17 protein-coding genes are annotated in these 21,321 nt (G+C 50.0%); all 17 read right to left on the bottom strand.

What is annotated here, in order from left to right; genetic code table 11:
- Nucleotides 1-34: 34 nt before the first annotated feature.
- Nucleotides 35-985, bottom strand: a complete 951-nt coding sequence (locus tag HI950_RS18220; RefSeq protein WP_169084763.1) for a carbohydrate kinase family protein — start codon at nucleotides 983-985, stop codon at nucleotides 35-37.
- Between the two features lie 12 nt (nucleotides 986-997).
- A complete protein-coding gene (locus tag HI950_RS18215; RefSeq protein ID WP_169084534.1) occupies nucleotides 998-2,452 on the bottom strand; it encodes a glycoside hydrolase family 32 protein in 1,455 nt (484 codons plus the stop codon).
- A gap of 24 nt (nucleotides 2,453-2,476) precedes the next feature.
- Nucleotides 2,477-3,304, bottom strand: coding sequence for a carbohydrate ABC transporter permease (locus HI950_RS18210; protein ID WP_169084761.1), 828 nt, complete (start codon nucleotides 3,302-3,304; stop codon nucleotides 2,477-2,479).
- Entirely contained in the window at nucleotides 3,304-4,188 is an 885-nt protein-coding gene (locus HI950_RS18205; protein WP_169084532.1) for a carbohydrate ABC transporter permease, read from the bottom strand. The genes HI950_RS18210 and HI950_RS18205 overlap by 1 nt, the downstream gene beginning before the upstream one ends.
- A 103-nt stretch (nucleotides 4,189-4,291) precedes the next feature.
- Complete coding sequence (locus HI950_RS18200) at nucleotides 4,292-5,635, bottom strand: ABC transporter substrate-binding protein (RefSeq protein WP_169084530.1); 1,344 nt, start codon at nucleotides 5,633-5,635, stop codon at nucleotides 4,292-4,294.
- Between the two features lie 177 nt (nucleotides 5,636-5,812).
- The gene (locus HI950_RS18195; protein WP_169084528.1) at nucleotides 5,813-6,790 is read right to left on the bottom strand and encodes a LacI family DNA-binding transcriptional regulator; all 978 of its coding nucleotides are present in this window, start codon (nucleotides 6,788-6,790) and stop codon (nucleotides 5,813-5,815) included.
- Nucleotides 6,791-6,969: 179 nt separating this feature from the next.
- Nucleotides 6,970-8,406, bottom strand: a complete 1,437-nt coding sequence (gene murA / locus HI950_RS18190) for a UDP-N-acetylglucosamine 1-carboxyvinyltransferase (RefSeq protein ID WP_169084526.1) — start codon at nucleotides 8,404-8,406, stop codon at nucleotides 6,970-6,972.
- A 301-nt stretch (nucleotides 8,407-8,707) separates the two neighbouring features.
- Nucleotides 8,708-8,974: a DUF1146 family protein gene (locus tag HI950_RS18185; protein ID WP_169084524.1), complete on the bottom strand. Its 267-nt coding sequence runs from the start codon at nucleotides 8,972-8,974 to the stop codon at nucleotides 8,708-8,710.
- 71 nt (nucleotides 8,975-9,045) lie between these two features.
- Nucleotides 9,046-12,165: a S8 family peptidase gene (locus tag HI950_RS18180; protein ID WP_223285349.1), complete on the bottom strand. Its 3,120-nt coding sequence runs from the start codon at nucleotides 12,163-12,165 to the stop codon at nucleotides 9,046-9,048.
- A gap of 675 nt (nucleotides 12,166-12,840) precedes the next feature.
- Nucleotides 12,841-14,400, bottom strand: a complete 1,560-nt coding sequence (locus HI950_RS18175; protein WP_169084522.1) for an NADH-quinone oxidoreductase subunit N — start codon at nucleotides 14,398-14,400, stop codon at nucleotides 12,841-12,843.
- A 3-nt stretch (nucleotides 14,401-14,403) separates the two neighbouring features.
- Nucleotides 14,404-16,035 carry a complex I subunit 4 family protein gene (locus HI950_RS18170; RefSeq protein WP_191296928.1) on the bottom strand — a complete coding sequence of 544 codons (1,632 nt, stop codon included), beginning with the start codon at nucleotides 16,033-16,035 and terminating at the stop codon, nucleotides 14,404-14,406.
- Nucleotides 16,032-17,903: an NADH-quinone oxidoreductase subunit L gene (nuoL, locus tag HI950_RS18165; RefSeq protein ID WP_169084520.1), complete on the bottom strand. Its 1,872-nt coding sequence runs from the start codon at nucleotides 17,901-17,903 to the stop codon at nucleotides 16,032-16,034. The genes HI950_RS18170 and nuoL overlap by 4 nt, the downstream gene beginning before the upstream one ends.
- Before the next feature lie 8 nt (nucleotides 17,904-17,911).
- Entirely contained in the window at nucleotides 17,912-18,214 is a 303-nt protein-coding gene (gene nuoK, locus HI950_RS18160) for an NADH-quinone oxidoreductase subunit NuoK (protein ID WP_053373773.1), read from the bottom strand.
- 4 nt (nucleotides 18,215-18,218) lie between these two features.
- A complete protein-coding gene (locus HI950_RS18155) occupies nucleotides 18,219-18,734 on the bottom strand; it encodes an NADH-quinone oxidoreductase subunit J (protein ID WP_169084518.1) in 516 nt (171 codons plus the stop codon).
- Nucleotides 18,735-19,184, bottom strand: coding sequence for an NADH-quinone oxidoreductase subunit NuoI (gene nuoI / locus HI950_RS18150; RefSeq protein WP_169084516.1), 450 nt, complete (start codon nucleotides 19,182-19,184; stop codon nucleotides 18,735-18,737).
- A 16-nt stretch (nucleotides 19,185-19,200) separates the two neighbouring features.
- On the bottom strand, nucleotides 19,201-20,217 hold the full coding sequence (nuoH, locus tag HI950_RS18145; protein WP_169084514.1) for an NADH-quinone oxidoreductase subunit NuoH: 1,017 nt from the start codon (nucleotides 20,215-20,217) through the stop codon (nucleotides 19,201-19,203).
- Nucleotides 20,217-21,317 carry an NADH-quinone oxidoreductase subunit D gene (locus HI950_RS18140; RefSeq protein ID WP_169084512.1) on the bottom strand — a complete coding sequence of 367 codons (1,101 nt, stop codon included), beginning with the start codon at nucleotides 21,315-21,317 and terminating at the stop codon, nucleotides 20,217-20,219. The genes nuoH and HI950_RS18140 overlap by 1 nt, the downstream gene beginning before the upstream one ends.
- Nucleotides 21,318-21,321: the final 4 nt, after the last annotated feature.

Genomic DNA, 21,321 nt, shown 5'->3' with positions numbered 1-21,321 from the left:
TGGCGAAGAGAAGCAATACTCTAATAGATGTTCTTTACAGTGGTGGCAGCTCTTTCAATAGAGGTAATGAAGAAATTGCACCCGCTCTGGTCGTCGTTAGGGCTGCTGCGGTATTGGCGAATGAAAGAATCCGTTCCGCCTTTTGGGCCTCAATCGTCTCTAGTACGCCCTCGTTTAATTGAAGCTGATATAACAATGCCCCAATAAAAGCATCTCCAGCACCAGTCGTGTCAACGACCGCTACCTTTTGGCCGGGCACAGACACGTCGTAGGATCGCATATACCATGCCGCTCCATCGGAGCCCCGAGTGTAGACCACAGCCTGCACATCGCCGACAAACAGGGAAGCGATAGCCTCCTGCTCATCCTCGAATCCCGTAATAAAGGCAAGCTCGTCCGAGCTTATTTTGACAAGGTGGCTGTAAGGTATAAATTGAAGGATCGTCTGCCTGCACTGCTCGTGATCATCCCACAGCGGTAGGCGCACATTGGGATCAAAGCTGATAAGGCCGCCCGCTGCCTTCATCGCCGCAATCGCTTTGAGATGCGCATACTTCACTGGCGCCTCAATGAGATCAACGGAGCAATAATGCAAAATATCTCCTTTTGCGAACCAATCCTCACCGATTTCGTCCTCCGCCAGCAGCATGTCCGCACTCGGATTGCGATAGAAGGAAAAATCTCTGTCGCCATCTGCCTTCAAGCTTACGAAAGCGAGAGCTGTATTCGCTTCATTCGTCCGCAGCACATAACGTGTATCGACACCTGCAGCGTCCATCGTTTCCACGAGGAAGTCGCCAAAAGCATCCAAGCCTAGCTTGCCAATGAATGCGCTGCCGCCGCCTAGCTTCGCTACCGCACAGGCGACATTAGCCGGAGCGCCTCCGGCTTCCTTCTTAAAGCCGACAACGTTCTTTAATTCAACGCCGCGTGCATCTGGAATAAAATCAATTAGCGCTTCTCCAATTGTATATAGCTTCGACAGTTTAAGCCCCTCCTACTTTATATCCCATTTTTTAAAGGATACCATAGAACATAAGCCGTCGGCATACGCTTGAATGCCTAGCGAATCGGCACCTGGGTAAATTCGTCCGCTCATGACCTTCTCGCCGCCCTGAATAAACACCTCGACAGACGATTTATCCACGAATACGCGCAGAGCTAGCAAACCATCCTTTAGCTCTACCTTCGTTCTACGCTCGCCCCCCAGGCCGATTCCCGAAAGATCACGATTAAACCGGAACTGGCTTTCTGCCTGCCTGTAGGATAGCACCGTCTCTTCCTCGCCGCTCACCCTCAGCCTTAGACCAAACTCCTCGGCTTGGTCAGCCTGGAATACAACCTCAAGCTCGTAGCAGTCTCCGCTTACTTGCATATCTTTGATGCCAGCTAACCTTATATCGCTTGCCTCATAGGCGTTATGCCGATAAGCAACCGTTTCTTCCAGCGGTTTAAACAACAGTGCTTCCCCGTCCAAAATAACCTCGCGAGGCATGGTCATCGCCCCAGCCCAATAATGGCCGAGCTGTGTCGGAATCTCCGTCTCCCACGTCTCCATCCAGCCCATAACGATTCGTCTGCCTTTTGCATCGACCGTCGTCTGCGGGGCATAGAAATCAAAGCCGCAATCAACCGGCTCGTACCGCTCATAATGGAAGCTTCCTTGCCCAATATCCAAACGTCCGATCATATAGGTAGTGGAGTGCAAATTTTGATAGTCATCCCCTTGCGCCGGCATGCGCTGCGGCGACATGATTAGCACATCGCGTCCACCCAGCTCAAACAGATCCGGGCATTCCCAATTGTCGCCAAGCCGTCCATCGCTGCGGGCAATTTCGCCAACAAAGCTCCAATGAATAAGATCCTCGGAACGATATAATAAAATAAGCCCGTGGCCTTGCCCATCATTGGAGCCCAGCACCACATAATAGACACCGTCGCGCTCGAATACCTTCGGGTCTCTAAAATCCTTCTCGCTTAGACCTGGCGGTATTTGCTCCGGACCGATGACAGGATTACTCGTCAGCTTTTCAAATCGGATTCCGTCTTCGGAAACGGCGATATTCTGATTTTGGCAGTATTCGTTGTCCCTATCTGGACCCGTCACTAGATGCCCGGTATACATCAAATGCAGCTTGCCGTCTCGCTCAAAAGCGCTGCCTGAGAAGCAGCCGTCGCGGTCGTAATCTTGGTCCGGCGCAAGAGCTACCGGAAGATGCTTCCACTTCATCAGGTCCTCGCTCACCACATGTCCCCAGTGCATAGGGCCCCATACCGGCTGATACGGATAATATTGATAGAACATATGGAATTCACCGTTATAGTAAATAAAGCCGTTCGGATCATTCATCCAGCCGAACTCGCTCATTAAATGGAAGGTTAACCGGTATTCCTCTTTCAATAAATATTTGCGATCGGCAACAAATTTGTCGGCATTTTCTCTCGTGTACAAAATAAAGCATCCAACCCTTACTTATTATTTAATCGAGCCCTGCATAACCCCTTGAATAATATATTTCTGCGCGAATAAGTAAACGACCAGCACAGGCAATATGGTCAGCATAAGACCCGCCATAAGCGGCCCGTAATCAACCGTGTACGTCCCGAAGAAATAGAAGGTCGACAACGGCAGCGTCCGCTCGTTCGGCGAAATCAATACGAGAGATGGCAATAAGAAATCATTCCAAATCCATAATACGTTTAAGATTGCAATCGTAACCGTAGTCGGAGTCAGCACTGGAAAAACAATTCGAAAAAACGTTTGCGTTCGCGTACAGCCATCGATAAGCGCCGCTTCTTCCAGCTCAGCAGGAATGCTCTTTACAAACCCGTGATAAATGAACACCGCTAGCGGACTTCCAAATCCGATATACATATAGATAAGCGCCCATTTGCTATTCAAAAAGCCGATGGAGCCGTAGATTTTGACGAGAGGGATCATAATGGCCTGGAACGGAATGATCATAGCCGCAACCATTAAGAAAAAGGTATATTGATTCAGCTTCGATTGATTTCTTACAAAATAATGTGCCGTCATAGCTGCTAAAAAAGAAATAAGAGTGACGCTAAGCACCGTTATGACTACCGAGTTCGTAAACGCTGAGACATATTCCATTTTGCCGAAAGCGTTGGTGTAGTTTGCAAAGCTAAAGCGGTCCGGTAATGAAAGCGGACTTGATGTAATTGCCTTGTTTTCTTTAAAGGAATTGACCAGCAGCATCAGGAAAGGAAATACAAACAGCAATAAGCCAATGAAGAGGGCGATGAACTTCGTCCATGCCAGCGTACCGTTTTTATTTTCCATCACGCCTCTACCTCCAGCTTCTTGCTAAAATAAACCTGAGCTATCGTGATCGTAGCCACGAGCAGGAACAGAACGAAAGCTTCCGCTTGGCCTACTCCGTAATCTCTCGACAGGAATGCCTTCTCGTACACGTGCATAGATACCATTTCCGTGCTTTTGAACGGGCCGCCTTTCGTTAATGAAAGGTTCAGGTCATACACCATAAAGCATCTTTGCAGCGACAGAAAGATACAAACGATAAAAGAGGGAACCATAAGCGGCAAAATCATTTTGCGCATTTTGGTCCATAGGCTTGCGCCATCGATGCTGGCTGCCTCTAAAATATCTTTAGGCACATTCATTAGTCCGGCTACATAAATAACCATCATGTAACCTGCATATTGCCATACTGTGACGATAATCATTGACCAGAAAGCTTTATTCGGATCAGCGAGCCATGAAGCGCTGAACAGCGGAATGCCCCATTCTTTTCCTAAGTACACCATTACATTGGAAAAAATAAATTGCCATACAAAGCCGAGTACGATCCCGCCTACCAGATTCGGAATAAAGAAGCCTGCCCGGAAAAGGCTTTGTCCCTTTAAGCCTCTCGATAATATATAAGCTAGCAGGAAAGCGACCACATTAATAAGGCCCACGGAAATGAAAACATATTTTAACGTCAACATAAATGATTTCCAAAAAACAGCATCCTTAAATACCGATACGTAATTGCTAAACCCGACCAGACTGCTCGTCGTCGAAATGCCATCCCAATTCGTAAAGGTCAAATAGATGCCATAAAGGAAAGGAATAATCATTACGGCAAGAAAAGCAAACAAAGTAGGTCCGGTAAACAGCAGCCGCAGTCGCAAGCGATTCCACAGCCCTTTTTCCGTTATCATCTTGATCCCTCGCATTCATGCATGGTTTGTGAAAATGTTGCGTATAAGAGTAAACGGCTCACCCCGTTGCATACGGGGTAAGCCAATAGCCAGCTATAAAGGATTACTTAACCGTCTTCCAATATTCTTCGATTTCTTTCGTTAGGACAGCACGGTCAGCCGCACCTGCCAAATATTTTTGCATCGATGCGCCAAGCTTTGCCCAGTGGTCTGCAGGCAGCGTGCTCATCGAATCCTCTGTTTTGCCTTTTGCGATATGCTCCGAAATCGACTTCGCAAGCGGGTCCTTGGCTTCAAGCGTAATGTTCTTGAAAGCTGGGATAATATTCGCTTTGTTTACTAGGAAATCTTGTCCCTTCTCGCTGTAGACCATCCATTCCAAAAACGCTTTGGCTGCCGCTTGCTGCTCGGCCGAATTTTTTTCCTTATCAAGCACCAAACGTTTCGAAACGGCAGAAGAAATTTGGGTATTGCCAAAATCATCCGCATTATTGCTTACTGGCACAGGCAGGAAGCCGTATTGTCCGCTTGCTGTATCGAAGCTGCTGATTTGCGGCCAAGCCCAGTTTCCTTGGAACCAGATGCCTACTTCGCCTTTGCCCAGCACCTCTGGACCTCTCTCATACGTACCGGACAAAGGGGAAGCCTTGTCGATATTGTATTTTGCCATGACGTCAAACGTATCGATCAAGCCATTGAATACGGCGTTGCTGGCCAAATCAGCCTTTCCTGCCTTCAGGTCCTCTACGAACTTCGCAACCGCTTCGGTGTCAGCCGATTGGCCCGCGTAAGCAAGCGGAAGGTAGTGCGCGCCCAGCGACCAATCCATTGGAGAGATGATAAGCGGCGCTTTGCCTGATGCCTCGATTTTTTTGAACAGATCTTCCAGCGCGCTTGTCGTGTTGATCGTTGCTGGATCAAATGTCCCGCCTACCGCTTGATCTACAACCGCTTTGTTATAAATAAAGCCATAACCTTCGATTGCTAGCGGGAAAGCGTAGTTTTTGCCATCGAACGTCGTAAGCGCCGTACTGCGGTCAACGGCATCCGCCATCCATTTCTCGCCGCTAAGATCAAGAATACGATCCTTGAATTTCTCAACGTCTCCCGTATCGAGCATCGTAATCGTAGCCGGATTACCCGAAGCGTAGAGGGCTGAGGCCTTCTCAAAAGGAGACTGCCCAGCCGGTACCGGTATAATTTCAAGTGTGATTTTAGGGTTATCTTCTTTAAATGCTTTTGCCGCTTCTTCCAGCTGGGCTTGAATTTCGCCCTTAGAGTTAAGCAGCGTTATCTCTACGTCAGAGCCTTCATTTGTTGATCCAGCGTTACCGGAGTTACCGGAGTTACCGGAGTTACCGGAGTTACCGGACCCGCCACATGCCGAAACAGCCATTGCGACGATAAGTGACATAGCTAGTGCTTGTACCCACTTCCACGATTTCATTTCATTGCCCCCGATTCTTGTGATATATACGACTTACCGAATGATGTAAACCGCTTTCATAACGTATTATATATTCGGCATTCTTGTATGTCAATCGTTTGACATGTCAAACGATTGACATTATTTTCGGACAAAAGAAAATCCCTTGTATGACAAGGGATTTTTCGTTATTTCCATCTATGTAGTCGCTCGCTCAACCAGCGATATTGGCAAAATATTTTGAGCCTCGAAGGGCTCTTCGTTCATTTGCTTAACAATTAAATCTACCGCCATTTTACCGATTTCCGCAATCGGCTGCTTAATGGTGGTGATCTCCGGCGTCATCCATCTCGCCGCGTTAATATCATCATACCCAATGATCTTTATATCTTCGGGAATACGTTTGCCGGCAGCTGCGCATTCCTTAACCGCATACGCGGCGATAATATCGCTTGTAGCAAAAACGCCGTCTAGATCGGGATGTTCCTGGAACAGCCGATGGATAATCTGTTCATACTGCACTTGGTCAAATACGTTCATGTCCGTCTGAATAATCAGGTGCTCTATCCCATGCGCCGTCATCATGGATTGAAAAGCCAACGTTCGCTCGTTTGCCAGCAGCTGCAGCTCCAGATTGCCGCAGATATGCGCAATCTTTTTGCAGCCCTTATTCACCAGCAGCTCTGCAGCAAGTCTCCCTCCCGTATAATTATCAGATGAGATATAAGGAATTTCGCCGCTGATTTGACGGTCAATGGTTACGATCGGAGAGCTCAGGTTTTTGTACTCCTCCACCTGAAGGGTATGGCTCCCCATAATGATGCCGTCAACGCGGTTTCGCTTGAGCATCTCGATGTAATCCTTCTCCTTCACCTTATCCAGTTGGGAATTGCAAAGCAGCATTTTGAAGCCCAGCTCATAAGCGTAGTTTTCCACATGATTCGCTAGCTCGCTAAAAAACGGATGAGCAACGCTAGGGATGATCAGCCCGATTACGTTGGATTGCTTTCTGAGGAGGGATCTAGCAATTTCGTTAGGCTGGTAATTGAGCTCCTCCATTGTCTTATAAACTTTGGTTCTAGTCGCTTCGCTAATATAACCGCGATTATTTAAAACGCGCGAAACCGTCGTTACGGATACGTTCGCTAATTTTGCCACATCGTGTATCGTTGCCATGGCCGCCCCTTTGCATCTTGCAGTAGTCCCACTTATTATAGCTAACTCGAAGCTATATTCATACTTCATTCACGATTACTAAGTCAACTATTTCTTTTAAGATTCCAACGAAAAGAAGCTGTTTCAGATAAGCCCTGATCGGCTTATTTGAAACAGCTTCTTCATTAAAATTAAGTACGTTATGCCCAGGTCGGCTGTATTTTGAGAACGGCAACTTCTTTCTCACGCTTGTAGGAAGCAGCCGATTCACCATCAGACGATGCGGAAATCGCTACTACAGAAGCGATATCCCGGGCCGGAGCGATAACATGCCCAGCAGTTGTATGTTTGCTTGACGAAGCCGTTGCAGCGGCAGCTTCTTGCTCAACACGATGGATATCAGCACCCAGCGCTGCAAGCTTGCCTGTAATATTGACATAACCGCGATCCACGTGATGCAGACCCGTTACTTCCGTCTCGCCGTCTGCGCGCAACGCTGCACAAATAAGTGCTGCTCCAGCTCTCAAATCGGTTGCACATACTTTCGCTCCTGTAAGTGGCAGGCCACCGCTAACGATTGCCGTGCGTCCATCCACCTTAATTTGAGCGTTCATTTTTTGGAATTCCTCGACGTGCATGAAACGATTCTCGAACACCGTTTCCGTTACAACGCTCGTTCCTTCGGATACGAGCAGAAGCGCCATCATTTGAGATTGCATATCGGTTGGGAAGCCCGGATGCGGCAACGTTTTGACGTCAACCGATTTCAGTACGGAACTGGATTGCACGCGTATGCCATTGTCGCTCTCAGTAATTTCTACGCCCATTTCCTGAAGCTTAGAAATGACCGGCGTCAAATGATCAGCAATAGCTCCTTCAACGAATACGTCTCCGCCCGTAATGGCTGCAGCGATCATGTACGTGCCTGCTTCAACGCGATCAGGAATGACATTATGCGCTGCGCCAAACATTTTGTCCACGCCCTCGATACGGATCACGCCCGTGCCTGCGCCGCGAACTTTACCGCCCATGGCATTGATGTAGTTGGCCAAATCAACGATTTCGGGTTCTTTGGCTGCATTTTCAAGAATAGTTGTTCCCTCAGCCAAAGCAGCAGCCATCATAATATTTTCCGTTGCGCCTACGCTTGCTACATCTAGGTAAATCTTCGCGCCTTTTAGCCGTGTCTTCGTACTTGCTTCAATGAAGCCTTGCCCAAGCGTAATTTCTGCGCCCATCGCCTCAAAGCCCTTCAAATGCTGGTCAATTGGACGAGTGCCGATCGCGCAGCCGCCTGGCAGCGAAATTCTAACCTTGCCTATACGGCCCAAAAGAGGCCCCATGACAAGAAAAGAAGCCCGCATTTTACGAATAAGCTCATAAGGTGCCTCGAAAGACGTAATCGCTTGCGCTGTAATGCGCATCGTTTCATTGTTATAAGTTAATTGTGCGCCCAAAGAGGCCAGCACTTTCTGAATCGTCATAACGTCGTCGAGGAGGGGTACGTCACAGATGACGCTGTCTCCTTCGGTCGCCAATAATGAGGCCGCTAAAATGGGGAGTACTGCATTTTTTGCTCCGCTAACACGGACCGTACCCTTTAAACGCTGGCCTCCGCGGACGATAATTTTGGTCATCTTTTGGTTCCCTCCGCGAACTGCAATTTCTATTTCCTATTCGTGAATAATCTGGAATAGCTCACTTTACCCAAACTTCATCTTATCACTCAATTACACAAATCGACAAGCGTTAAATTATTACTACTTTTTGCATACGCTTCCGTCGGCAATTTATGACTTTTTCCACTGGAAACGGCGCTTTTTTTCGAAAGCAAGCCCATTTCCATTCCACAATTAGGTCCTAATTAATACCTATTCGTAAGCCAGTTGCTTTTTGAGACCGTCATGTATTACCCATTGTTGACATATTTCGCTTTTGTTATTCGACAAAGCTTTTGAGAAGCACGGTATAACCCCAGTATTCCAAAATAAATTTGGCTAATAAATGGCCCATAATAATGGCTACGATGACTTGGAACAAACGCGCTTTCGGACTCCGCGGAAATCGAAAAAAAGTTTCCCACTTTACCTCCTGAAGCACGAACCAAACAAATATAATGCTGAGTATGACAATGACAATTGAAAACAAACCGGTCATGCCCGTATAGGTTTGCATGTCATTGTAGAGCTCGTTGTCGACGTTCATGTTGCCTCCCTGGCTTCACTGCTTATTTACATTACAAACGGTATTCGAAGCAAAAATGTTCTATGCAAATATTAGGACATGACGCGGTGCAAAAGCACAGTGAATTCAGCCCTGCTTGCCTGCTGCTTCGGCTTATAAAGATTGGACTCCATACCTTCAATTTGACCATTCAGCCTCATCGCAAACAGCATGGGAGCCGACCAATGCGATTTGGCGACATCCTCGAACGGATCGAAGGTAGGCAGCCGCGGCTGAACGCTGTCGGCATAGCCGATTATTAACGCCATCTCCGCACGCGTAATCGGCTGATCCGGCCTAAAGGAATCATCCGGGAACCCTTTTATCCAGCCCTGCTTGACCGCGCTTGCTATAGCTCCATTTGCCCAGTGACTCGACTTTACATCTTTAAAACTTTTCGCTTTCGCTGTGCCAGGCGAGATCGGCTTATAAGCTTTGACGACCATCGCTACCGCCTCAGCCCGTGTAATTGCACGTTTTGGCTCAAAACGCTTGTCGCCCGTACCATTTATGATACCCCGTTTGTTTAAAGTAATAATTTCATTTTGCGCCCAATGCTCTTTAATATCGCGGAATCCGGCTACCAGCTCCTCTGACTTTATTTTCAACCGATAATACTGCTTGTCAAAGGGTGCGTCTGCCGTCAGCTTCACATAATACAAGCCCGGCTGCAGCTGCAGCTCTTTTGTATGAAGCTTCCCGCTTGTTCCGGTGTGGCCAGATGCCAGTGATTTCATGCGCTTATCAAACACTTGAAGGCTCAAATCGATATCGAGCGGAGAACCGTTTACGGTCATGCTGACGATGCTTGCTTTCGAAATCCGGTATTGAAACCAATCCGCGTCAGAGTAGCTGCCGATCACCCCAAGGTACTCCGTACCTGGATTAATCATGAAAGCCTCATACGATTTATCGTTTGGTTCATTCGGATCGTCATATTTAGGCGTATAAATCATCTTGAGCGTATAGATGCCTATAGCCGGACTAGCTTCCGAGGAGATCGCATTATGAACACGAATATAATATTTGCCGGGAGTCACAGTTATGACTGGTGATTGCTCCGTTTCCCCTTCTCCTTCATCGTCATACACGAGCAACTGCTGGCCAGCTCTTTGCAAGGCAAGCCCAGGATCAATACGCGCCGTATTCGTGCTGAGCACGAGGCTTAGCTTCCCGCTTTGCGTAAAGGTAACGGCAAACCAATCCCGATCGGCGGTCTGATGAAAATTACCCGTTATCGATTGGGACCTCGGCTGAAGCGTAGATGCCTCGTAGGATTTATCGTTTTTTTCGTATTCGTCCTGCTTTATGGTGAAAGTCGACGTAAGCAGATAGGGCAGTTCATCATCGCTACTCTGATTGATTAGCTCCAACTGAATAAGCTGCGGACCTTTTTTGACCTCAATGTCAATAGATCTGCTCGCTAGCTTCGTATCGCTCACGCTCTGCGCCACGCCATTCGTGTAATGGGTAAGCCGAACAGGAGGCACGATCTTTCCGCTAGCTACTAGTCCTTCATAACGAATGGTCAACGTCCCGTCATACGGCGCATCAATTCGATACCAATCGTGATCGGCCGTCCCTTTCAGCATTGCTGATATGTTCGAGTTAAGCGGAAATCGAGCTGCCGTCGAAAAAGTATCGTTAGGCTCGAAGACATCCTGCTGTAAGGCAGCGCTAACCGCTTGATCGATTTGCAGCACGCCATAGCCTGATGTGCGGTCAGCACCGGGTGTTCCGATATCCTTAGCTGTTTGAAGAAGCAGCGTGCGGATTTGGTAGGGCTTTAGGTCCTTATAGCGCGCCCAAATGAGCGCGGCTGCCGCAGCAACCTGCGGAGCAGCCATGGACGTACCCTCTTCCGGCTTATATAGTCCGCCGATTGAGGTCGTAAAAACATTCCAAGGTGCGACCAAATCAAGCTCCGTGCCCCGATTGGAGCGGGCATCTACAGTATTGTCGGATTTAACGCCTCCAACGGCGAGAACAGTCGGATAAGCTGCCGGGTATTTAACCTCCGCCTTCTGGCCCAGAGAGACTCCGTCATTTCCTGCCGCTGCAACGAGCAGCACGTTTTTGCTTTCTGCATACTGCACGATATCGAGCATATAGGGGGAGTAGCGATGCAAACCTACCGAGAGCACGACGATGCTGGCGCCGCTGCGAACTGCATACAAAATCGCATCGCCAAGCTCCTGCTCCGTACCGTCGCCGCTGTGATCGAGCGCCTTGATCGGCATTATTTTCGCTTTCCAGATGATGCCTGATACTCCTATGCCATTATTCCCTGCTGCTGCAATGACCCCAGCCACGCTTGTTCCGTGACCGTTATCATCATCCGGCGGCTTGCCCGGGCTTACCAAATTGGCACCGGGTACGAGATTATCCTTCAAATCCGGATGGTCCAAATCGACGCCCGTATCGACGATCGCAATCGTTAGCTGCTGCTGCTCGCGAATGGTCTCCCACGCTTTTTGGGCGCCGATCTGATTGAGATAACGCTGCTTAGGCAGCAACGGGTCATTGGCTGGCAGCGTAACAGCCGTCGCTGCTCCCGCAAGCTTCGCTGACGGCGAGGGCGATGCTTCTTCTGCCTCTTGCGTAGGCTCCGCTTGAGAGGAAGCCAGAGGCTTCGTAGCTGGCTCAGCAGCTGCCGACGCATCGGCTTCAGCCTCGCCGGCAGGCAAAGACAAGGCGTGCACCCGATAATTCGGGTGCACATATTCCACGCCCGGCAAGCCTTGCAGCCGGCGCAGCCACTCCTGCACGTCCGCGCGAGCGTCTGACGGACGTACGAGCATGACCGCCGCCTCATTCTGGCGGCGCAGCACCTCTGTCCCGCGCGGTATATGCGCTAGCGCGGGGTCACGCCATTTGAGCAGCCAGCTTTGCGGCTGCTCTTCGCCTGCGCCGGCGGCGTCAGCAGCCGCGCTGGCTGCGGCGGGAGCGAGCCCTGCGGGGGCTATGCCCCCGAGGGTGACGCTCGCGAGCAAGAGCGCGAGCAGCGCGCGGCGCAGGAGCATGCGCGTGGCGAGCGTGCCCTTCGCGGCAGCCCGTTTGTGCGGGCGCGCTTTATTATTTTTTATCGCAGATGACATGCCTGCATTCATTGCATGATCGCAATCCATTTGCGACTTTCGTGCTGGTCTTGATGCTATTCGATTAATCATCATATTCGCCTTTTCGTATCGGAACGGTTATAGTTTGTTCCCACTTTCAAATCGAAAATACTATCCCTATCATTTCTCTTTGGAGTCATCATTTCCCTTGTTTGAAGCAGACAAAAGGACAAAAGACCTATAAGTCTGCCGCTTCGTATGTACGAAATACGGTTTCCCGACGCAATACGATGATTTCCCGGTTACTTTGAACTAGAATAAACAAAGCACTCAGCAGCTCTCCGCATCTCCAATACTATGGATATGAATCTTTACTCCCCTGCTGCTCCTTACCCACATGGCATATCACTGAAACAAGCGCAGCCGATAACAGCTTTCTGCTGTATTTTCTACAACGTACCTCTTAGAGGCTAGAGATTAGTATTCACTTACTCGCCAACTCAACCTATATATATCAGCATTACAAACTTAGCCCCACTCATCCTATCTACAACAACCTTACAAACCTTCATCTACTCCCCCACTTATCCTACCTACAACAGCATTACAAGCCTTCATCTACTCCACACCTCCCCATCCTACAGCCACAATGTCAGCGTGCACGTGCAAGTACATGTCATGTACACTCCAACACCACCCAATCCCCATAAAAAAAAAGCAAGGCAACCACCCTCCTCCGAAAACTTTACGTCTTCAAGAGAGCTTCACCTTGCTTTCTCCGCTTATGAACTAGCGTGCGTATCCAACCATCAAATCCGCTTTGATGGAGAACACAGCATCGATCCACTCCATTAGCGGTCCAGGGAATAAGCCTAGCGCAATCGTTGCCGCTACGCATATCCATATCACAATTCCCGTTCCGTCTGAAATGCGAATCTCGCTCTCGTCATTCCCGCTCCGCATGAACATTTGGCGTATGATGCCGAAGTAGAAGTAATAGGAGATGACGCTGCTGAGAACCATTATAGCGACCAGCCAATACGCCTTGGCGCTTGCTGCTCCAAGCAGGATAAACAGCTTGCCAAAAAATCCGCCCGATACCGGCAAGCCTGCAAGCGACAATACGAGGATAACCATCGCGACAGCCGTCCAAGGCGCCCGATAGTACATGCCCGCAAAGCCCTTAAGCTCCTCATGCCCGGAGGCTCTGCTTACGACCGTAAGCACCGCGAATGCCCCTATCGTCATAAACAAGTAAGCGATTAGATAATAAACAAACTCCGAGAAATTGCTGCTATGGACGACAGTTATCGAAATGCCAATCGGCACAAGCATATAGCCGGCGTTAGCCACGCCTGACAAGGCGAGCAGCCGCTTTGCATTCTTCTGCCTAAGCGCCGTCAACGTTCCGACAAGCATCGCTGCCGCGGCCAGCACCAGCAGCGTAAAGAAAATATCTTGGAATACTTCGGCTCCCTCGCCCATTACTTGGATCAGCGTGGTGCTGTATATGATTCTAAAAATAGCTGCAAGAGCTGCTCCCTTGGCGATAACCGCTAGGAAGGCAGCTACCGGAGTTGGGGCCCCTTGATACACATCCGGTGCCCATGCGTGAAACGGCGCTGCTGCAATTTTAATGCCGAAGCCAGCTATCATGAAGAAGAAGCCTACATAGGCAAGCGCCTTAAAGTCGTTCAAAGCACGCGGCAAAGCCTCTGCGATAGCGCCAAGATCAACCGAGCCCGTAATTCCGTATATGTACGACATCCCAAACAGTACCATTGCGGAGGAAATGCCGCCCGTCACCACATACTTGAACGCAGCCTCTGCAGACAACAACGATTTGCGCTTCATGCCCACAAGCACATAGCTCGTTAAACTTAGCAGCTCCAGTCCGATGTACAGCGTCACCAAATTGCCCGAGGAAGCCATCATCATTGCGCCAATAAGAGCAGGAAGCAGCAGATAGAAATATTCCGCCTTCTCCGTTATCGCTTCCTCTTCCCGCGCCGATCCGAGCGCCAGCAGCAAGATAAGCGCCGTCCCCGTCAAAAACACGATTTTCAGCAGGCTGGAGAAATCATCGATTCGATAGCTGTTGCCGAGCAGCTGGATGGCTTCAGCAGATGCTCCTCCAGCGTTCATGTCCAGCATCCTCAGCACAACGAATAGCAGCGATACAAGTATGCCTGCAAGCGACAACCAGCCAATCGCAAGTCTGCTCACGCGCTTAGGCAGTAGCAAATCCAGTACGATCAATAGCAAAAAAGCGGCTGCAAGCGAAAATTCCGGGGCAAGGTAGAACGTATCCGTCCATGTCAGTGGTATGAATGAAACGCCTTCGTACATGGTCTAACCCCCCGCCCTTGTTGCAAGTAATGGTTTGAACAGCCCTTCAACGCTATGCTGTACCGTATCCGTAAGAATGGATGGATAGCAGCCAAGGAGCACAATAAACGCAAGCAGCACGATCATCGGAACCGCTTCGATCAGCCTCGCATCCTTAAGTGCGCCAAACTTTTCCGGCTGCGGGCCGAATGTAATCTTAAGCACGGCACGAAGAACGTAGACTGCGGTCAAAATAACGCCAAGCACAGCGGCCGCGGTCAGCCAGCGCAGCGATTCGAACAGCCCAAGCAGCGATAGAAACTCGCCAATAAAGCCCGATAAGCCCGGCAACCCTAGCGATGCAAGCCCCGCAGTCAGCAATACACCGCTTATAAACGGCATAGAGCGCGCCAAGCCGCCTAGCTCAGCCAGCTCGGTCGTGCCCGTTCGCTCATAAATGCTGCCAACGATTAAAAACAGCAGCGCGGATATAAGCCCATGCGATACAAGCTGAAACACCGCCCCTTGCAAGCCGATTTCATTAAAGGCAGCAAGGCCGAGCAATACGATGCCCATATGGCTAATCGAGGAGTAAGCGAGCACGAGCTTAAGCTCCTGCTGCCTGAAGGCAAGCAGCGCCCCGTACAAAATATTGATTACGCCAAGCACCGCTAACGGGATTGCAAAATCGCGAGCCTGCTCCGGAAAGAGCAGCAGCCCGAACCGCAGCAAGCCGTAGGCGCCCATTTTCAGCAGGATGCCGGAATGAATCATGACGATCGAAGGCGGAGCTTCCGCATGCACCTTCAGCATCCACGTATGGAATGGAAAAATCGGCAGCTTAATTCCGAAGGCAACCAGCAGCATCGCAAACAAAACCCACTGCATCGTATCCGTCATTTGGAAAGGATTGATCGTACCGAGCTGCTCGGGCGTCATATTCACCCATGCGGCGGGATCAGCCATGTTGCGGAAAATATCCGAATAGCTGCCGCTATAAATGAAGTTTACCTGATCGCCGATCTGATCAATACGGAAGCCTGCCGTACTCACAAGCAGAACAAAAGCAAACAGCATGATGGCTGAGCCAATGCCGTTATAGATCAAAAATTGGTTAGCGGCACGCTCGCGATTGAAGTAGCCCCATATTCCGATTAAAAAATACATGGCAATAAGCGTAATCTCGAAGAAAACAAAAAACAAAAACAGATCGCGGGCAAGGAACACGCCAAGCATGCCGGTCTCGAGCAGCAGAAACCATATAAAAAATGACTTCCATCGTTTTTTTACGTGAACGGCTGCCAGCGCGGCCATCGCCGTAACTAGCGTCGTCAGCAGCAACAGTGGAAGCGACAGCCCATCTATGCCAAGCGCGTATTGCAATTGGAACGTAAACTCAGAAACGCTGGTTTGCGCTTCCTTATTAAGCGGAATCATCGCCCAGCTATGCTGCTCATCGAATGCCGCTCCGCCCTGCTGCTTGTCGTAATCGACATAAAGCCAAAAAGACAGAAGAAGCGGGACTAGCGTCGTTACGACAACAGCCGTCTTCATCCAGTTGCTTCGATGCTTCGGCAGCAAGCTGAGGACGAGCACGCCAAGCAGAGGCGACAACAAAATAATCGACAATATGGGGAGGTCATTCAGGATGCTCATGGCAGGAACCTCCTTCCGACTATTGCAAGCACGATGATGACGAAGCCGATTACGGCAGCTAATCCATAGGTTTGCACCTGACCGTTCTGCAGCCGTGCTGCCGCTCTTCCGCCTGAGCTTGCTGCTGCGCCTGCCAGACGAACGATTCCGGCAATGACATAAGTGTCAAAGGCGAGCAATATCGAGCCTAGCAGCTTCAGCGGCTTTACAACTATTAACGCATACAGCTCATCAACGTAATAACTGCGTTCAAGCAGCCTATAGAGCCATGGCGCTCGCTCTTGAAAAGTCGCTCTGCTGACGCTTCTCTTCCCATATACGAGCCATCCGATATAAATGCCAAGCAAACCAACGGCAATCGATGCGACAATAGCAACGCCGCTTTCATGCGGCTCTACGCTTCCATCATAGATCCACGTCCCGAACCAGCCATTCCATGGCGTCTCGACAAAGCCGGACACGATAGCCAGCAAAGCCAGCACGATCAGCGGCAGCGTCATGGAGAAAGGCGCTTCATGCGCGCTGGCAGATGCTGCACTCGGTTTGCCGGCAAATACAAGAAAGAACAAACGCGACATGTAGAGCGCCGTACAGAAGGCTGCTGCCAAGCCAGCGATGAATAGCAGCGGATTAGTCTCCCAGGCAACCGACAAAATCAAGTCCTTGGACCAGAAGCCCGATAGCGGCGGAATGCCCGCGAGCGCCAAAGCACCTATGCCGAAGGTCCATGCCGTCACTCGCATTTTCGAGCCTAGACCGCCCATTTCATTGATGTTTTGCGTATGTACCGCATGAATGATGCTGCCTGCCCCAAGGAATAGCAGCGCTTTGAAGAAAGCGTGCGTGAACAAATGAAAGATCCCGCCCGTTAAGGAGCCGAGACCAAGCGCCATCATCATATAGCCTAGCTGGCTGACTGTTGAGTAAGCTAAAATTCGTTTGATATCCTTCTGCACCAGTGCGATCGTCGCTGCAAATAGAGCCGTAAAGCCGCCCACGTAAGCGACTGTTTCCATTGCGGCAGCCGAGTCCTGAAAGATGTCGTACGTACGCGCGATGAGAAAGACGCCTGCTGCAACCATTGTAGCCGCATGGATAAGCGCACTGATCGGCGTTGGGCCTTCCATCGCATCCGGCAGCCAGACGTGGAGCGGAAACTGACCCGATTTGCCGACGGCGCCGAGGAAAATCAACAAGGCAATTAGCGTCGTAATCCCGTTCGTAATGGCGCCTGATTGTCCGTCGAATACGCTTTGAATCGTGTTGAAATCAAGCGCATGATCCGGCATATACCAGAACAGCAGCAGAATCGCGAGCAGCAGGCCCGCATCCCCGATCCGCGTCACGATAAATGCCTTCTTGGCTGCGGCACGCGCCTTCGGCAGCGTAAACCAAAAGCCAATCAGAAGGAACGAGCATACGCCTACCAACTCCCAGAAAATATAAAGCGATAATAAATTATCGGACAATACAAGCCCTAGCATAGAAAATGTGAACAGGGCGACATAACCGTAAAATACAGTAATTCGTTCGTCACCCTTCATGTAACCGGCCGAGTAAACATTGACAAGCAAGCTTACCAGCGTGACGACCACAAGCATTAACGCAGTCAGATTCGTTACCTCAAACCCGATGCGGAGCGTATATTCTCCGATCACGATCCAATCGAAGGAATAGTTGTAATCGACCTCATTAGCGCCCAGCCGATCAATGATGATAAATAAGGATAGGGCGAAAGCAGCTAACGAGCCGATTGTGCCGATCAACACGCCCGCTCGCCGATAGCTGCGGCCGAGCGCTGTCAAAACGAGGAATGCTGCCAGCGGGAACAGCGGAATTAACCATGCCGCCTGTGAGTACATATCCATTTGCCGCGCTACCTCCTCATTTTGTCAAATTCGTCGACATTAACCGTTCCGCGCAATCGGAACAACGCAATCAAAATAGCAACTCCTATAGCCGCTTCAGCTGCGGCGACCGTAATCGTAAACAATGAGAAGATTTGGCCCGTCAGCGACGGAACGACGCCGTATTTCGAGAAGGCGACCAAATTCAAATTGACTGCGTTCAGCATAAGCTCGAGCGACAGCAGAACGACGACTGCGTTTCTTTTCACCAAGGCGCCATAAAGCCCGATACAGAACAGAATCGCCGCCATTGTTAAATAGGATGGAAGCATGTAATCAATCCGCCTCCTTTTTGGCAAGCACGATCGCTCCAATAAAAGCAACCGTAAGAAGCACCGAGAGCAGCTCAAACGGTATCACATAGCCCGTATATAAGAGCTCTCCGATCGCCATCGTATTGTCTTCGGCCGCTTGGAAAGGCTGCGGCTCCGGGAAAGTCGTCGTACGGATCGCATAAAACAATATGCCGAACAAGCTCAGAGCGCCGACTGCCGCAAGCGTCTCGTGCAGCGGCTTCACAGGCTCGCGCTCTCCTGCCTGGTGTTTCGTCATCATAATGCCGAAAATCATCAAAATCGAAACCGCGCCGGCATAGATCAGCACCTGGACGAAAGCAACGAACTCCGCTTCAAGCAGTACAAACATGCCTGCTAAACCAATAAATACAGCCGCCATGGAAATAACCATATGAACGACTTTCTCCAAGCTGATCATCAGAACAGCCCCGCATATCATAATCGCCGAGAAGATGAAAAAGGCGACGAACTCTCCTGTAAATGCTATATTGAACAACTATTTGCTGCCCCCTTTGGCCGGCGCTCCGATATTGTTATTATCCTGCCGGGTGAGCGTATTATTGTCCGTGAGCCACTGCGCATCCTTAAACAAATCATCACGGCTGAAGGTTGCCAGCTCAAAATGGTTAGACATCACGATCGCTTCAGTCGGACAAACCTCGGTGCACAGATCGCATAATATGCATATTTCAAAGTTAATATCGAAGGTGTCGATCACTTTTCCTTTTTTCTCGGGATCCGGGTTAGGCTTGCCCGTCAGCGTTATGCAATCCGTCGGGCATATGCGCGCGCATTGATTGCAAACGATGCATAGATCCGGAATAAAGTGCTGGATTCCACGGAATCGATCCGGCATAACAAAGGGCACGTCAGGATAGGAAGTGGTCACTTTTGGAGCCGTCATCGATTTGAGCGTAACGCCTAGTCCCTGCAGCATTCCTTTCATTTCCATCTCCCCTTAGCTAGTTCTTAATAAATAGCTCCAAATACACAGCCGTCAGAAATACGTTGAGCAGCGAGATCGGCAGCAGCACCTTCCAGCCCAGACCCATGAGCTGGTCTACGCGAATGCGCGGCAGTGTGGCGCGTATCCAAAATAAGAAAAACACGATGAACGCAAATTTGAGCAGAAACCAGATGATGCCTGGCACAAAATCAAGAAATGGCGCCGGCGCGTGCCAGCCGCCAAGAAACAGCACAGTCGTTAATGCTGCAATCGCATAAACGTACACATATTCCGAAAGCATAAAAAATGCGAAACGGAAGCCGCTGTATTCGACATGGTAGCCTGCGACAAGCTCCGATTCCGCCTCCGGCAGATCGAAGGGCGTGCGATTGAGCTCGGAGACAGCCGCAATAATAAATATGATAAACCCGATGATTTGAGGCAGGAAATTCCAGTCCCAAAACCAGCCGCCATCCTGCGCGGCTACAATATCGCGTAAATTCAGGCTGCCGCTGAGCAATATAACGCCAACTACCGAAATAACAAGCGGTACCTCATAGCTTATCATCTGCGCAGCCGAGCGCATACCCCCAAGGAGGGCGTACTTATTATTGGAAGCCCATCCGCCAAGTACGATAGCGAGCGTCGAGATGCCCGACAACGCTACATAATAGAGTAGGCCGACATTCAAATCTGCAAAATAAAGATTTTGTGTATAAGGGAGAACGGCCAATACGGAGAAAGCCGGAATGTAAGCCAGTGCTGGCGCGATAATGAACAACATCCGGTCTGCCTTGCGCGGAATCGTATCTTCCTTAATGAGCAATTTAAAAATATCTGCCACCGTCTGCAGCAGCCCAAACGGGCCAACTCGATTGGGTCCGATGCGCAGCTGCATCCAGCCGATCACCTTGCGTTCGAAATAAATGGCATACGTTACGAAGCCAAGCACGATGAATAGAAAAACTACCGCCCAAAGGAACAGCACAAGCGCGTTTCCCCACGTAAGCGATTGGTTAAGCCATGACTGCATCAGCAATCGACCTCCCCGACGACAATATCGATGCCGCCCAGTATAGTAATGAGATTCGTCATCGTTTCTCCTACGAGCAGCTTCGGCAGTATTTGCAAATTGACGAAAGAAGGCCGCCGAAACTTGAGCCGGTACGGCTCGGCTTTGCCTTTGGATACGATATGGCAGCCGATCTCGCCGCGCGGCGATTCAATTCGCACGTAAACCTCGCCCGCGGGCGGCCGAATAGCGCGCGGCACCTTGCCCATCGTCACTCCATCACTTGGAAACTGCTCCAGCGCCTGCTTCAAAATGCGCAGGCTTTGGCGGATCTCCTCCAGCCGAATGCGATAGCGGTCATAGCAATCGCCTGTAGTGCCTACCGGAACATCGAATTCAAACTGGCTATACAAGCTGTAGGGCTCTGCCTTGCGAATATCGAAATCTACTCCCGTGCAGCGCAAATTAGCACCCGTTAAGCCGTAATCAATTGCTGTAGCAGCATCGTATTGTCCGATCCCTTTAATGCGGGCAAGAAAAATTTCATTGCCGCTGACCAGCTTATCGTATTCCTGCAGCTTATTTTCCATATACGGAATAAAGTCGCGTACCTTATCCATCCAGCCTGGAGGAGCATCCCACTTCACGCCGCCGACTCTCATATAGTTATAGGTTAGTCTTGCGCCGCACAGCTCGTTGAACAAGTCGATAATGATTTCCCTGTCGCGGAAGGCGTACAGAAAAGGGCTCATGGCGCCGATATCAAGCAGGTAAGTTCCCCACCAGACAAGGTGGCTTGCTACGCGCTGCAGCTCCATGACGATCAGCCGAAGATATTCCGCCCGCTGCGGAACCTCAAGCCCCATCATCGTCTCGACCGCATGCACGAGCACATAATTGTTTGTCATCGCCGAGACATAATCCATGCGATCCGTATAAGGAATGATTTGCGTGAAATTCAAGTTCTCCGCGATCTTCTCGGTGCCCCGATGCAAGTAGCCCATAACAGGCGTCGCCTCGGTAATGACTTCTCCGTCAAGCTTAACGATAATTCGGAAGACGCCATGTGTGCTTGGGTGCTGTGGACCAACATTCAAGAGCAGTTCTTCTGTACGGATCAAGGGC

Source organism: Paenibacillus sp. PL91 (assembly GCF_012935325.2).
In the GTDB taxonomy this organism is placed as follows: Bacteria; Bacillota; Bacilli; order Paenibacillales; family Paenibacillaceae; genus Pristimantibacillus.
The sequence above is the reverse complement of the archived record's forward strand: the minus strand, read 5'-3'. Positions and strand labels throughout refer to the sequence as shown.

Coding starts and splice junctions, on each gene's coding strand:
- nuoI (WP_169084516.1), bottom strand. CDS start 19,184: ATGAAAGGAATGCTGCAGGGACTAGGCGTTACGCTCAAATCGATGACG.
- nuoL (WP_169084520.1), bottom strand. CDS start 17,903: ATGGATATGTACTCACAGGCGGCATGGTTAATTCCGCTGTTCCCGCTG.
- nuoH (WP_169084514.1), bottom strand. CDS start 20,217: ATGCAGTCATGGCTTAACCAATCGCTTACGTGGGGAAACGCGCTTGTG.
- HI950_RS18185 (WP_169084524.1), bottom strand. CDS start 8,974: ATGAACGTCGACAACGAGCTCTACAATGACATGCAAACCTATACGGGC.
- HI950_RS18210 (WP_169084761.1), bottom strand. CDS start 3,304: ATGGAAAATAAAAACGGTACGCTGGCATGGACGAAGTTCATCGCCCTC.
- HI950_RS18180 (WP_223285349.1), bottom strand. CDS start 12,165: ATGATGATTAATCGAATAGCATCAAGACCAGCACGAAAGTCGCAAATG.
- HI950_RS18170 (WP_191296928.1), bottom strand. CDS start 16,035: ATGAGCATCCTGAATGACCTCCCCATATTGTCGATTATTTTGTTGTCG.
- nuoK (WP_053373773.1), bottom strand. CDS start 18,214: ATGCTTCCATCCTATTTAACAATGGCGGCGATTCTGTTCTGTATCGGG.
- HI950_RS18195 (WP_169084528.1), bottom strand. CDS start 6,790: ATGGCAACGATACACGATGTGGCAAAATTAGCGAACGTATCCGTAACG.
- murA (WP_169084526.1), bottom strand. CDS start 8,406: ATGACCAAAATTATCGTCCGCGGAGGCCAGCGTTTAAAGGGTACGGTC.
- HI950_RS18200 (WP_169084530.1), bottom strand. CDS start 5,635: ATGAAATCGTGGAAGTGGGTACAAGCACTAGCTATGTCACTTATCGTC.
- HI950_RS18205 (WP_169084532.1), bottom strand. CDS start 4,188: ATGATAACGGAAAAAGGGCTGTGGAATCGCTTGCGACTGCGGCTGCTG.
- HI950_RS18175 (WP_169084522.1), bottom strand. CDS start 14,400: ATGTACGAAGGCGTTTCATTCATACCACTGACATGGACGGATACGTTC.